Below are 14,228 nucleotides of genomic sequence, written 5' to 3'. Positions count from 1 at the left end.
TCAGATGTCATAGAAGTATAGATGCTCGGTGTGTTAAGATGAACTTGGTCAAATATTTAGGCACTAAGTGCTGAGAAGCCTTGCTTCTTGCTGAGCATATCAGAAAGGAGATTCAAGGTTATGAGTAATAAAATCTACAACGCTTGTATTTATGCAAGGCTGTCACGTGATGATGGTGATAAGCTGGAAAGTGACAGTATCACAAATCAGAAAGCCCTGATCAGGGACTTTTTATCGAAGCATCCGGAAATCCATGTGGTTTCAGAGAAAACAGATGATGGATATTCCGGTGTCAATTTTGACAGACCAGCATTCCAGGAGATGATGCATGAAATTCGCTCCGGTAAGGTGAACTGCGTGGTTGTCAAAGATCTGTCCCGTTTTGGAAGAAATTATATTGAAGCCGGTAACTACATTGAGAGAGTATTTCCGTTTATGGGAGTGCGTTTTATAGCAATCAATGACAGTTACGACAGTCTGGATAAGAACCAGTCGGACTCTCTTATTATTCCTTTTAAGAATCTTATTAACGATGCCTACTGCAAGGATATCTCTGTAAAAATCAGATCCCAGTTGGAGATTAAAAGGAAAAAGGGACAGTTCATTGGTGCTTTTGCCGTGTATGGATATCTGAAGGATGAAGAAGACCATAATAGGCTTGTGATTGATACTTATGCATCTGAGGTGATAAGGGCAATCTTTAAGTGGAAGCTTGAAGGGATGAGCCAGGGGCGTATCGCAGACAAACTGAACATGCAGGGTGTTCTGTGTCCGATGGAATATAAGATTTCTCTTGGGATGAAAGTGCAGACCAATTTTAGGGTGCATAAGAAGGCTATGTGGTCACCTGTATCAGTTACAAGAATTCTTACCAATGAGATTTACACAGGAGTTCTTGTGCAGGGTAAGAGCGGTACTCCGAACTACAAGGTCAAAAAGGTTATGCCTAAGGATGAAGAGGAATGGAGCCGTGTAGAAGATTCCCATCCAGCGATTATTACGAGGAGAAATTTTGATACCGTGCAGAGAATTATGCAGAGGGATATCCGCATTGCTCCGGCAGAGGAAACAGTTTATCCGTTTTCAGGTTATTTGAAATGTGCTGACTGCGGACAGAACATGGTTCGTAAGCATTACACCGCCGGGGATAAGGAATACACATATTTTATCTGTTCTACACGAAAGGCTAAAAAGGGCTGCAGTACACACAGCATAGATGAAGAAACTCTTATGGCCAGTGTACTGAATGCCGTAAAAAGCCATATTGATATGGTGTTGGAGGCGGAGCAGCTTCTCGAAATGGTGGAATCACTGCCAGAGAATCAGCAGAATGTCTTTAATTATGATGCACAGATTGTAAAGCTGAAGGAAGAGATTGAGAGAAATAAGAACTTCAAGTTGAAATTATATGAGAATCTGCAGGAAGGCATGATTGGTCAGGATGAATATTTCCTGTTTAAGAAAAGCTATGCGATGAAAATACAGGAAGCGGAACAGGCTATTGCTGCCATTGAAGCGGAACGTGAGCAGATGGTCAATAATAATCGGGAACAGCTGTCATGGACGGAAGTGTTTAAGCAGTACCAGAACATTACAGAGGTTAACAGAAATGTAGTTGTGGATCTGATAGACCATATTGAGATTCTGGAAGGCAAGGGTATTCATGTAGTATTCAGATACCATGATAACTGGGATAAGCTGATAGCAGCTATTTCCAACATTCCTGCAGATATGAAATCTCAGATGGCGGTGTAGGAGGTACGGTATGGCAAGAAAGAGCAGAAAAAACACTGATGCCGTAATCGAAGCACCGGTACAGATAAGTAATTATTTTCCGACGGCGACTTATGTTCGCCTGTCCATTGAGAATAGCGGTAAAGATGATGACGGTGATTCTATTGCCAATCAGATCAGCTTTTGTAAAGCATATCTGGCAGAGCATACAGATTTGAAACTTTATGACATCTATGAGGATAACGGTGAAAAGGGTACCAACTTTGACCGCCCAGAGTTCAAGAGGATGATGGATGATATCAGAGGCGGCAAAGTAAAGTGCGTTCTTGTAAAAGACCTGAGCCGCTTTGGCAGAGATTATATAGAGGCTGGTGAGTATCTGGAAAAGATATTTCCATTCATGGGCATCCGGTTTATTTCCATTACAGACGGATATGACAGTCTGAACTGCGATGATGCCGAAAGTGCCTTGATGATACCGCTGAAAAATATGATTAACGATGTGTACGCCAAGGATATTTCAAGAAAAATCATCACATCCTTCAGGGCAAGACAGGAGAAAGGTGAGTTCCTTCCGGCATTTGCCCCTTATGGGTACGTGAAATCCAAGGAAGTAGCATACAGATATGAGATTGATCAGGAAACGGCTCCTTATGTGAGAATGATATTTGAGTGGAAGGCTGAGGGCGTTTCCCATAATGAAATCTGTAAAAGACTCAATGATATGGGAGCGGTAACGCCTGCCAGACGCAAGGTTGACCTTGGCATCTGGAGAGCAGAGAAGTATAAGCACACGGTATGGCATGGACGCACTATCATTGATATTATGAAGAATCCTACCTATACCGGCTGTATTGTTTATGGCAGGATTCCGAAATCTTTATACGAAGGAATCAAGATGCATCGTGCTCCAGAGGAAGAATGGCGATATGTGCCGGATGCACATGAGCCGATTATCAGCCAGGAATTATTCGATAAGGTACAGAAGATGTTTGCTGACCGTGCGGAAAAGTTTAAGGCAAAGATGGATGAGAATGCTCCGCTCAGGGAACTTGTGACGAATCATTTTAAGGGCAAGATTTATTGTGGTGACTGCGGAAAGAGAATGCGATTTGTTAAGCCTACAGATAAAAGATATCCTGTGGATCAGGATCATGCGGTGTATGTTTGCGGCGGCTATCTCGATAGTGGTTATTCAAGATGCTCAAGACATTCCATCAGGTATCCTGTTGTGGCTGATGCAGTTCTGGCTGCAATTAACATGCAGTTGGAATTAGCTTTAAAACAGGAGCAACTTATCAGACAGATGCGTGGCTCTGTAAGGGAAAAGAGTCTGATTGATAAATATGTTGGTCAGATAAATTATTTGTCGCAGGAACGGAAGAAGATTAACAATAAGAGAGAGTCTTTGTTTGAGAACTTTGCAGAAGGAATTCTGGATGAGGCTGAGTATCAGTTTGCCAAGAAGAAATATGATGATGAAGCTGCAGAAATTGAAAGGAAGCTTACTGTGGAAAAGGCAAAGAAAGTTCAACTGGACGACATTTTGTCTTTGAGTAATGAATGGCTGGAGGCAATTCATAAGGCAGAAAATATTACGGAAATCGATGCGGGGTTGGTGAAACACCTGGTCAGCTCTGTAAAGATTTTTGAGGATAATCGTGTAGAAGTGGAATTGAACTTTGGTGATCAGAGAAATATCTTCAACAGGATAATTGCTGAAATGGCAGGTGAAGCAAATGAGTAAATTGGTTATTGGAAAATATATTCGTCTGTCCCTGGCTGATCAGGATTTGATGAAAAAGGAGAACAAATCAGAGAGCGAGAGTATTTCCCACCAGAAGGCGCTGATTCAGAATTTCATCAACGGCAATGCAGAATTGAACGGTTCGGAGCAGTATGAGTTTTTTGATGATGGGTATTCCGGCACGAATTTCCAGCGGCCTTCCTTTGAGCGACTGTTGGAAAGAATAAAAAAGGGTGAGATTAACTGTGTTATCGTAAAAGACTTCTCACGATTCGGAAGAGATTATATCGAACTGGGTGATTACCTGGAAAGAATCTTTCCTTTTATGGGTGTGAGGTTCATTTCAATCAATGACCATTATGACAGTGCTGATTACAAAGGTACTACCGGCGGTCTTGATGTTGTTATGAAGAATATCGTTTACGATTATTACAGCAAGGATTTGTCCGTGAAAGTCAAGACGGCGAAGTACCAGAAGATGAAGCAGGGGAAATACCTGGGTGGTCATGTACCATATGGTCTTATGAAGGACCCGAAGGATAAGCATAAGCTGATAATTGATTCTGAGGCAGCAGCAGTTGTAAGAGAGATATTTGATATGGCTATTGCCGGGATGCGTCTGATTGATATGGCACGTACTCTGAATGAGAGAGGGATTGAAACTCCAGGACTGTATTACAGAAGAAAGCATCCGGGAACGAAGAAATTTGCAGATGCTTCTGATATGGTTTGCAGGAATCATAATAACATTAGGAACATACTTCAACAGGAAATGTATTACGGTGCAATCGTTGGTCATAAAAGACAGGGGCTTGGTGTGGGATGTAAGCATACAGCAACCGTGCCGAAGGAAGAACAGTTTATTGTGGAAGGCAAGCACGAAGGGATTGTTACAAAGGAAGAGTTCCTGAGAGCACAGGAGATATTTTGTAAGCAGAGAAAGACGAAGAAGGTCATACCAAAGACTTATCCGCTTTATCGGAAGGTTAAGTGTGGTACCTGTGGAAGGGCGATGAGTTATAGGACTTATTCCCGCAATGGAGTTACCTACCGGTATTTTACCTGTCCTCATGCAAAGGAGCAGACGGAAGAAGATGGGTGCTGCAAGAGATATGTTACTGAGGATAATCTGAATGAGATTGTCTGGTCAGTGATAAGGCAGCTGCTTGATATGACAGATGCATTTATGAAAAAACTGGATAAGCAAAACAGTATCAGCAGACAGGATAATCTGATTCTGGCTGAGGAACTTTCCAGATTGCAGCAGGAAAAGGAAAAATGTGAATCAGACAGATTTGCAAATGTAGATCAGTTTATGGCAGGTATGCTTGATAAGGAAGTGTACCAGAGAAGAAGAGCAGACCTTGGCAGAATTGCTGAAAAACTTGAAAATGAGATTGCTGAGTTGGAACAGAAGCTTAAGTCAGCGGAAACTGTGAAAGATGACAGCTTAACACAGATACTTGGTGTGATGAAGAAATATTCCGGAGCAGATGAACTGACACAGGCAATGGTGCAGGAACTGATTGAAAAGGTTGTTGTTACGGATCCAGAGCATGTGGAGATTGTCTGGAAGTTTAAGGATGAGGTAAGAAAGTTCATAGGGATTTAAGGCAGAAGCCGGTTGGATGATGAGTCTGACTGGCTTCTTTTTTGATTGAAAAAATGGCAGTTTTGATGTACTATAAATTATACGAATAAGACAACTGTTTTTTGGTTGAGGATTGGAATTATGGTAAAAAACAATATCGAAGTTGATGTAAAAGTAAAATGCATAGAGCAGGGAAAAACACAGGTGCAGTTGGCTGAAGAGATTGACACTACAAAGGCCTATGTGAATCGTGTCATCAAGAAGCAGGATGGCGTTGTGAATAAGACTTTTGTGCAGATGATGGAAGCACTGGGGTATGATATTGAACTTACTTATGTGAAGCGAGAATGAGAGTTCTTCGCGAAAAATACAAAGCCTTGTATAGGAAGAATAGAAAGGTTAGGTGTATTGTATGACAGAAGAGATAAAAGATATTGTACCTGTAGATAATTCATTAGAAATTCTTGTTACGGAAGAAGATAAGCATGGAACAGATATTGCACTCATGAGTGATTTTTTTGGATTGTATATAGAACAGCTTTCTACAGAATTGAGTACGCAAGTGGTTTCAGATGTGTTGGAAGAAATTCCTGTTGCAGATATGCAGATATTAGGGGAACTGGTTCAGGGTGCGGATGTGCTTTTGCAGGGGAAGTACGGATTTATTCCTGACTTTGATAATCTCCCAACGGATATAAAAACTAAGCTTAGAAAGGGCATCTATACACTTGGAGAATCGCGACAAGTTGAAGGTAATGTAAGGGCAGTTATTCTGGATGAAAATGGAACGAGAATAAAGGATATTACACTTAAGAAAGTTATTAATACACCAGATACGTTGGCAATGTCAAGAAGCATAACAAGTCAAATTCAAATGCGTCAAATATCTGCAAAATTAGATGCAATTGCTGAAGCACAAAGTTATCTTGTAGAAATGGAACGAAATAATAATATTGTAAAGCCATTTCTCAACGCACGTGATTTTATTCTAAGAGCCCAGAATGCTAAGACTGTAGATGCGCAAAAGAAATATATGATAGAGGCTTCGAAAGAATTGTCTAGTGCAATAAATGCATCAAGATTAGATCTAAAGACAAGTTCTGAACATTTGGCCAAACTGACTCGTTTTCCTGTTTTTAGGAGATCTGATCAGATAAAAACATATTTGGGTTATGTTGCACAGGATTTGCAATTAACAACAAAGTATGTTGGTGTGCAGATGAGAGTTCTTGATTATTTGGGAGACCGTGCAACATCGAAGGAACTATTAGGAAGTTATCAAATGATGCTTTCGGATTTTGTGGATAAACCTCTTAACAAAAGAAATCAATCAGCAGTTGTGTTGATGCAGAATAATTCGACTTATTCAGATGATACACAAGATTACTGGCTCAAGTTTAGAGAGGATATTCAGGAGACTATTAAATCAGGATTATTATTGAAGGAAAGGGAAATGCTTGTTGTTTCCATGGAGGATGCGAAAAATGAGTAATGATAAGAAATGTTGGGCTTGTGGTAAAACACTTACAGGTGGAGAAAAATTGGGTCTGTGCGATGGGTGTTTAAATAAATACGGGTCACCTGTAGCTGCAGCGGGTATTCTGGGACTGGCTGTTAGCGGTAAAATGTTATTGAAGAATAGTAGTAAGATTGTGAAAACTATAGCTAAGATAGTGAAACGATAGAATAATAGGGTTGTGTCATTAGTATTATGACATACTTTGATGTTTACGTGGAATCAAGAAGAATAACTATAATGGAGGATGAAAAATGTCAGTAAGTAATAGTATGGGAACAAAAAAAGTTGAAGAACTTCTGGCTAATAAGTCAATGCCACAAGGAATGCAGTTCTTTGTTCCAAATTATCAGCGTGGATATAGATGGAAAGAATCGCAGGTTCAGCAGTTATTAAATGACCTTAGCGAGTTTGATTATGAAAAAGGTAATGAAAGCCGGTTTTATTGCCTTCAGCCATTGGTTGTAAAGGAAGATAAAGAAAAAGGATGGATAGTAATAGATGGGCAGCAGAGGCTGACCACACTTTTTATTGTTCTAACTTGTATTGAGAAGATGCTCTATAAAGAGAAGGCCAAACTTTTTGTCATGAATTATCAGAATAAGACTCAGATGCATGACTGGCTAGAGTCTCTAGGGATTGTGAAACTCGATCCAAATTCCGGAGATGTCATAGACGAAGTTGCGCTAAATGAAGAAGACATCGATGCATATCATATCACAAATGCTTATTTGACGGTAAAGAAATGGCTTGAGGATACATATGATTACAAAGCAATCGGCGCTGAGATTCGTGAAAAAATTAGAACCTATACACGCTTTATCTGGTACGAAATCAATGGTGACGTAAAGCCGGAGATTATATTTACTAACATAAACATGGGCAAGATTAAGCTGACAAATGCTGAACTTATCAAGGCTCTTCTTCTTAAGAAAGATAACTATAAAGGGGAGTCAGAAAAAGAAATTACGGCCAGTCAGATTAAGATCAGTACTGCATGGGATAACATGGAAGCAACTTTGCAAAGAGAAGATATGTGGAGGTTCCTTACTGGTTCGGGAAAATTCAGTAGTATTGATACCCATATGGAATTGATTTTTCAAATAATGGCCAAAGAAATTATAAAAAGCCGAGTTGGGAAGTATCCAGAATTTTACGTTGAAAATGAGGAACAGTTAAATAGGGAGACCTATACATTTATAATTTTTAACCGTGAAATGGAATACATGAAGAGGGAGTATGTGGCTGCTGGTGACTATAAATATTCCAAAATGCTAGAGGATTTCTGGGGCAAGGTCGAAAGTTTTTATAACATGTTCATAGACTGGTATGAGGACAGAGAGTGGTATCATTTGATCGGTGTCTTACTTTCTAAGGATGAGAATCAGTCTGAGGAGTATTTTGAAAATTTATGTGATCTTTATCGAGGACATACCAAAACAGAATTTATAATGGAGTTAAAGAAGAAAATAATCTCTGAAATTGAATTTGAGGATACAGATAAGGATGATTTTGAATTCGGAGAAGAGGTTGTAAGAGAATATCTGAATTCATTGCAGTATTCTGGAAAGAAAGCAGAGAAGGACAAGATCAGAAATATGCTGTTGCTATTTAATGTAATTTCTATGCAGCAGAATACGGATTCCAGTCCACGCTTCCCATTTGATGCCTATCAGAGACAAAAGTGGGATATCGAGCATATTCACTCTGTCACAACAGATAGGGCTCAGAATAAAAAAGAGCGCGAGGAGTGGCTTGAGGAAGCAAAACCTTATATAGATTCAGATGTTGGAATGCCGGAGGATCTTAAGGCTGAAATTGATAATATCTATACACAAAAATTATACGGAGATGAATCCGCACCTCAGTATGATGAAATGTATAATAAAGTTATTGCATTTTTCTCAGGAGAATCATCAGTAGAAGAAAAGCCAATTAATGAAATTTCAAATCTTACTCTATTGGATCAGAGGACTAACCGTGGGTACGGAAACCATATCTTCCCGGTCAAGAGAAACAAAATCCTTGAAAAGAGCGGAATTGAAAGTTTTATTCCGTTATGCACGAAGAATGTCTTCCTGAAGTTCTATTCAAAGACGGTTTCCCAAATGTATTTGTGGGATAAACATGACAGGCAGGACTACTTCGATAAAATGGTACAGACTATAGTTGATTATCTGGCAGAAGATATAGAAGATGTGAAGGAGGAAAGCTAAAATGGAAGGAAATGAAAAAATAACATTTTGGGAACTCCTGGATGAGTATTCAATAGAAATACCGGTAATTCAGAGAGATTATGCACAAGGCAGAGAAAATGTCGAGGATATTCGAAACAATTTTCTGGAGAGCATAAAAAATGCGCTTGATACAAAGACGGATCTTGATTTGAACTTTGTTTATGGAAGCGCGAACGGAAAGCTTTTTACACCTATAGATGGACAGCAACGTCTGACAACCCTTTACCTGCTTCATGTGTATCTTATGCTTGCGTTAGAGAAGAAGATGGACAAGGGCTCAAATAAACGTATTGCTAAGTTTACATACGAAACCCGAACAACATCAAGGGACTTCTGCAAGAATCTGACTAGCAAGCCGCTTACTATTAGAAAAGACAAAAAGCTTTCGGAGGTTAAGTCTGTAAGTGAAGAGATTACCAATAACAACTGGTTCAGTTCATCCTGGAAGAATGATCCTACCATCAAATCGATGCTGAATATGCTAGATTCTATTCATGCGCTGTTTAAGAATGCGAACCTATCAGAGTACTTTAACCTACTCTCTGGAAATGCTGGTGATGACTGTCCACTGTACTTCTATTTCCTTGATCTTGGAGAGTACAATCTTGGAGATAGTATTTATATCAAGTTAAATGCACGTGGAAAGGATCTTACTTGCTATGAAAATTTTAAAGCAAAGTTGTCAAAGTATATTAATGATGAATTGGACACTCCAAAAGATGACTATATAGCAAAATTAGATGGAGAATGGTCTGATGTATTCTGGACATTTAGAGAACCTGAGACGAGGTTGTATGATGACAAAATTATGAACTTGTTCATTAATTATCTGATTAACGAATATGCGGCTCATATGGTCTCGGTAGGTCGTGATGCTGTAAGACAGGAGTTAAAAGAAATCATAGGTTATAGTCAGCTTGAGTTTATAAATAGATTCCAAGGATATAATGCAAAATGGGATGGGCAGAAGGTAGCGAACAGCTTCGTAGATATTTTCGAATTGTTTGACCTTATAACAGATGGGAAGAAGCAGGTTGTTTTTGCACCAAATAATAAATATTTTGACGAAGCCCAGATGTTTAAATGGATAATGGAAAGACACGACTCTGATTATGAAGGCAGAATTCAAGCAGATGCCTATTTTGGCTTTGTACTTACAAATAAGGCGTCTATTGCAGATTCAGATAAATTCGGTCGGCAACTGAAAGACTGGATGAGAGTTATGACAACACTGAGTAGGGAAACCAACTACAATGGTGGTGATGATTATGCAAGGGCCATTAGCAAAGGGGTGCGCAGGCTACTTCCGTATAGTTCCGATATAATTAGTCATCTTGCAGGAATAACTGAACATTCAGGCTATGGCTTTGATTCAGACTGTTTTGAAGAAGAATGCCTAAAAGCAAAATTGATGAAGCGAGATGATGAGTGGAAGGAATTGATTCTTAATGCGGAAGATAATAAGTATTTCAACGGACAAATTGGATTCCTTCTTGAAACTGCTGGTATTTTGTCAAAATATGAAAATGGTGAAATGGATGGTTGGACAGCAGAGGAAGATAAGAATAGCAAGGATGCCTTCAGAAAATATCTGAAGATATATGGATCTATATTTGGTGAATTTGAATATGGTTCCAAGAAAGAAAAATATGTGGGTATTAACAGATCGTTTGCTAATAATCTGAGAAGAGCCTTGCTTTGTAAGGGAGATTATCATCTGGATGATAGTAGCAATTCAAGTTTCCTTGTAGACTTTGACCGAGATATTAGTTGGAAACGTTTGCTTAGAATTCAGAGCAATGAGAAGCATGGAATATATAAAACCAGACGGAAAATGTTAATGGATCTGATCAATGATCCTATGTTTGATATTAACGACATCTGTGCTGGACTGATTAATATTTGTAATAGAGATATCGGTAAGATAACAGATTGGAGAAAATACTTCATAAGTGTACCGGGAGTGATGGATGCTTTGCATGATTATAGTTCCTATAAGCCAAAGGAAAGATATATAAGAATCGAAGGTGACAATATTTTCCTTATGGGAAGCACACGTCTTTATGGATACAATGAGGAATATTATTCATTTGCCCTTTGTTGTATGCTTGAGTGTCTGGGAAAATACAGTGTTAGATATGAGAAGGCTAAAGGGTGGGAAGATATCCATCATCAAATAGAGGTTACAGAAAAGAGCACCGGAGAAGTTTATGAGATAAAATATAGGCGTTCAGATAAGACATTTGCAATTTACAAGAAAGACGGAAGCACAACGGTATATGCAAACCTTGAAGATACCTTTAATGCATTGAAGTAACAAAATGGATGTATGTTAAGGTAGGTACTTTGGGTTAATTTACTGCCATCAAAATTATGGCATTAAAAAAGTTTTAGACCTATCTTGACATACGCTGATGAATGCCATCACGCTGCTTCCAATACATCCATGGAATTATTACAGAAAATTAATGCGAAGTATGTGTATGGTGTTTCAGCTACACCAAAACGTGGCGACAGCCTTGACAGGATCATTTATATGTTGCTGGGTCCACTGAGACACAGGTTTACTGCGTTGGAGAGGGCGCAAGAGCAGGGAATCGGACATTATTTTGTCCCGAGATATACAAGAGTAGTCGATAATGCAGAAAGCAAGGATGATATTAATAAAGCGTATAGTCTGATTAGTACCAGTCGGGTACGTAATGAAATGATTGTAAACGATGTGCTAACTTGTGTTGCAAGAAAACAAACTCCGGTAATTTTGACAAAGTTTAAGGAGCATGCAAAATTTTTATTTGATGCTTTGAAAGAGAAAGCAGATTATGTATTTCTTCTATATGGTGATAACTCCGATAAGGAAAATGCAGAAATTCGAGTAAGGTTAAAGCAGGTTCCTGAAAATGAAACGCTTATTTTAGTTGCAACCGGTCAGAAGATAGGAGAAGGGTTTGACTTTCCAAGACTGGATGTATTAATGCTTGCAGCTCCTGTGTCTTTTGAAGGGCGTCTTGAACAGTATGTGGGAAGACTGAATAGAGATTATCCCGGAAAAGAAGCTGTTTATGTGTATGATTATATTGATTCTCATGTTCGCTTCTTTGATAAGATGTATGCAAAAAGATTAAGAACATACAAGAAGACAGGATTTTCAATATGGACGGGAGAGTTGCAGTCGAAACAGATGATAAATGCAATATTCGATTCCGGAAATTATACCGAAAAGTTTGAACAGGATATAGTGGAGGCAGAAAAAATGGTGGTAATTTCCAGCCCGGATATCAGACAGGACAAGATTGAACGATTCTTATTCCTGATGAAGGGAAGACAGGAAGCAAGCGTAAAGGTAACTATCATCACAACAGATCCGGAAGAGATTGTTTATGGAAGTTCGGATGTATGCCATGAGTTAATCAGAACAATGCAGCTGGTAGGAATGAATGTAGTAACAAAAACAGAAGTAGAAGAACGGTTTGCTGTCATTGATGATGAATTAGTATGGCATGGGGGCATGAATCTTCTTGGAAAAGTAGATGTTTGGGATAATTTAATGCGTATCAGGAATCATCAGGTTGCAGCGGAATTGTTGGAAATTGCACTGGGATATTTATCAGAAAAATAAGGAGATACTTATGAAAAAAAAGACAAAATGCTATATCTATATCCGTGTATCCACCACCATGCAGGTGGATGGCTACAGTCTGGATGCACAGAGAGATAAACTGAGAAAATATGCCGAGTATCAGAACATGGAGATTGTAAAAGAATTTGCAGATGAAGGTAAATCCGGTAAAAGCGTAGAAGGCAGACCGGAATTTCAGCAGATGTTGGACAATATTGAAGATGGTACGGACGATGTACAGTTTGTGCTGGTATTTAAGCTTTCCCGTTTTGGGCGTAATGCTGCGGACGTTTTGAATTCATTGCAGAGGATGCAGGATTTTGGAGTAAATCTGATCTGTGTAGAGGATGGCATTGACAGTTCCAAAGACAGTGGAAAGTTGATGATTTCTGTTTTGTCAGCGGTGGCAGAAATTGAACGTGAAAATATTTTGGTGCAGACCATGGAAGGACGGAAGCAGAAAGCCAGAGAAGGAAAATGGAACGGTGGCTTTGCTCCCTATGGTTACAAGTTGGTAAACGGAGAACTTCAGATTGCAGAGGACGAAGCAGAGGTAATTCGACTAATTTTTGATAAATTTATTCATACCAATATGGGAATGAGTGCGATTGCATCATGGCTGAATCAGCATGGATATAAAAAGAAAAAGAGACAGAATAATACGCTGGATGCTTTTGCAACTTCATTCATCAAAGGTGTTCTGGATAATCCAATCTATTGTGGTAAACTGGCATTTGGTCGGAGAAAGAATGAAAAAGTTCCCGGAACAAGAAATGAATATCGGATTGTAAAGCAGGAAGAATATATGCTGAATGATGGCATCCATGAAGGTATCATTTCAGAAGAGGATTGGGAACTGGCACATCAGAAACGGCAGAAAACAGGAGTATCGTATGAAAAGACGCATAGTCTGGATCATGAGCATATCTTATCCGGCATTTTGAGATGCCCTCTTTGTGGCAGTGGAATGTATGGGAATGTCAATCGAAAAAAAAGAAAAGACGGTACGGCATATAAAGATTATTTCTATTATGCCTGCAAGCATCGGAAGCTGGTGGACGGGCATAACTGCAGCTACCGCAAACAATGGAGTGAAGATAAGGTGAATGATGCGGTAGAGGAAGTAATCCGGAGGCTTGTGCAGAATCCAAAATTTGAGGAAGCAATTTTGAAGAAAATCGGTGCAAGAATTGACACAACGGAAGTGGAAAAGGAAATTGAAGAATTGGAGAAACAGCATCGGCAGCTGACTGGAGCAAAAAATCGACTTGGACAGCAGATGGACAGTCTGGATATTACAGATCGATTCTATGAGAAAAAATATCAGGATATGGAGACAAGATTGTACCGCCTGTATGATGAAATTGAGGGCGTGGAGAACAGTATCAGTGAGGTAAAGAACCGATTACTGAATATCAAACAGAAGAATATTTCGGAAGATAACGTCTATCAATTCTTACTGTATTTTGATAAACTGTATGATAAGTTTACCGACTTGGAGAAAAAAGAGTTTTTAAGCAGTTTTGTAGAGCAGGTGGACATTTATGAGCAGGAGCAGCTGGATGGCAGATTCCTGAAGCACATTAAGTTCCGTTTCCCGGTGTATTTTAATGATGCGGAAACAGAAGAACTTAGTTGGGACAATGAAAGTACCGTTGAGACTGTGGTGGGACTACAAAGGAAAGATACCTAGAAATCCTTGAGTTTACGCACTTTGTAGAGTTTTTCAGTTTCAACAAATTGGGTGAAAACCACAAAGAAAAGATACTTGTACAGAGAGTAAC

The 14,228-nt window shown here is 39.2% G+C and carries 10 protein-coding genes; all 10 read left to right on the top strand.

The annotated features are described in order from the left end of the window. The first annotated feature begins 120 nt into the window (after window positions 1-120). The 10 genes from JQM82_RS05440 to JQM82_RS05395 all read left to right on the top strand — a co-directional run bounded on the left by JQM82_RS05440 (window position 121) and on the right by JQM82_RS05395 (window position 14,137). Window positions 121-1,755, top strand: coding sequence for a recombinase family protein (locus JQM82_RS05440; RefSeq protein ID WP_235249041.1), 1,635 nt, complete (start codon window positions 121-123; stop codon window positions 1,753-1,755). A gap of 10 nt (window positions 1,756-1,765) precedes the next feature. Next, entirely contained in the window at window positions 1,766-3,481 is a 1,716-nt protein-coding gene (locus JQM82_RS05435; RefSeq protein ID WP_235249040.1) for a recombinase family protein, read from the top strand. Continuing rightward, entirely contained in the window at window positions 3,474-5,093 is a 1,620-nt protein-coding gene (locus JQM82_RS05430; RefSeq protein ID WP_235249039.1) for a recombinase family protein, read from the top strand. The genes JQM82_RS05435 and JQM82_RS05430 overlap by 8 nt, the downstream gene beginning before the upstream one ends. Window positions 5,094-5,213: 120 nt before the next feature. Further along, window positions 5,214-5,423, top strand: coding sequence for a helix-turn-helix domain-containing protein (locus JQM82_RS05425; RefSeq protein ID WP_235249038.1), 210 nt, complete (start codon window positions 5,214-5,216; stop codon window positions 5,421-5,423). Window positions 5,424-5,484: 61 nt separating this feature from the next. After that, window positions 5,485-6,564: a hypothetical protein gene (locus JQM82_RS05420; protein ID WP_235249037.1), complete on the top strand. Its 1,080-nt coding sequence runs from the start codon at window positions 5,485-5,487 to the stop codon at window positions 6,562-6,564. Continuing rightward, window positions 6,557-6,757 carry a hypothetical protein gene (locus tag JQM82_RS05415; RefSeq protein ID WP_235249036.1) on the top strand — a complete coding sequence of 67 codons (201 nt, stop codon included), beginning with the start codon at window positions 6,557-6,559 and terminating at the stop codon, window positions 6,755-6,757. Before JQM82_RS05420 ends, JQM82_RS05415 begins: the two co-directional genes overlap by 8 nt. An 85-nt stretch (window positions 6,758-6,842) precedes the next feature. Further along, window positions 6,843-8,804 carry a DUF262 domain-containing protein gene (locus tag JQM82_RS05410; protein ID WP_235249035.1) on the top strand — a complete coding sequence of 654 codons (1,962 nt, stop codon included), beginning with the start codon at window positions 6,843-6,845 and terminating at the stop codon, window positions 8,802-8,804. 1 nt (window position 8,805) lies between these two features. Then, a complete protein-coding gene (locus JQM82_RS05405) occupies window positions 8,806-11,142 on the top strand; it encodes a GmrSD restriction endonuclease domain-containing protein (RefSeq protein WP_235249033.1) in 2,337 nt (778 codons plus the stop codon). Window positions 11,143-11,226: 84 nt separating this feature from the next. Continuing rightward, on the top strand, window positions 11,227-12,444 hold the full coding sequence (locus JQM82_RS05400) for a hypothetical protein (protein ID WP_235249032.1): 1,218 nt from the start codon (window positions 11,227-11,229) through the stop codon (window positions 12,442-12,444). 10 nt (window positions 12,445-12,454) lie between these two features. After that, a complete protein-coding gene (locus JQM82_RS05395; protein ID WP_235249031.1) occupies window positions 12,455-14,137 on the top strand; it encodes a recombinase family protein in 1,683 nt (560 codons plus the stop codon). The last annotated feature ends 91 nt before the right edge of the window (window positions 14,138-14,228 follow it).

The sequence above is a fragment of the Faecalicatena contorta genome (assembly GCF_021531995.1).
In the GTDB taxonomy this organism is placed as follows: domain Bacteria; phylum Bacillota; class Clostridia; order Lachnospirales; family Lachnospiraceae; genus Dorea_A; species Dorea_A contorta_A.
The sequence above is the reverse complement of the archived record's forward strand: the minus strand, read 5'-3'. Positions and strand labels throughout refer to the sequence as shown.

Excerpts from the sequence above, each read along its gene's own strand:
- JQM82_RS05440 (WP_235249041.1), top strand. The coding sequence starts at position 121 with ATGAGTAATAAAATCTACAACGCTTGTATTTATGCAAGGCTGTCACGT.
- JQM82_RS05435 (WP_235249040.1), top strand. The coding sequence starts at position 1,766 with ATGGCAAGAAAGAGCAGAAAAAACACTGATGCCGTAATCGAAGCACCG.
- JQM82_RS05430 (WP_235249039.1), top strand. The coding sequence starts at position 3,474 with ATGAGTAAATTGGTTATTGGAAAATATATTCGTCTGTCCCTGGCTGAT.
- JQM82_RS05425 (WP_235249038.1), top strand. The coding sequence starts at position 5,214 with ATGGTAAAAAACAATATCGAAGTTGATGTAAAAGTAAAATGCATAGAG.
- JQM82_RS05420 (WP_235249037.1), top strand. The coding sequence starts at position 5,485 with ATGACAGAAGAGATAAAAGATATTGTACCTGTAGATAATTCATTAGAA.
- JQM82_RS05415 (WP_235249036.1), top strand. The coding sequence starts at position 6,557 with ATGAGTAATGATAAGAAATGTTGGGCTTGTGGTAAAACACTTACAGGT.
- JQM82_RS05410 (WP_235249035.1), top strand. The coding sequence starts at position 6,843 with ATGTCAGTAAGTAATAGTATGGGAACAAAAAAAGTTGAAGAACTTCTG.
- JQM82_RS05405 (WP_235249033.1), top strand. The coding sequence starts at position 8,806 with ATGGAAGGAAATGAAAAAATAACATTTTGGGAACTCCTGGATGAGTAT.
- JQM82_RS05395 (WP_235249031.1), top strand. The coding sequence starts at position 12,455 with ATGAAAAAAAAGACAAAATGCTATATCTATATCCGTGTATCCACCACC.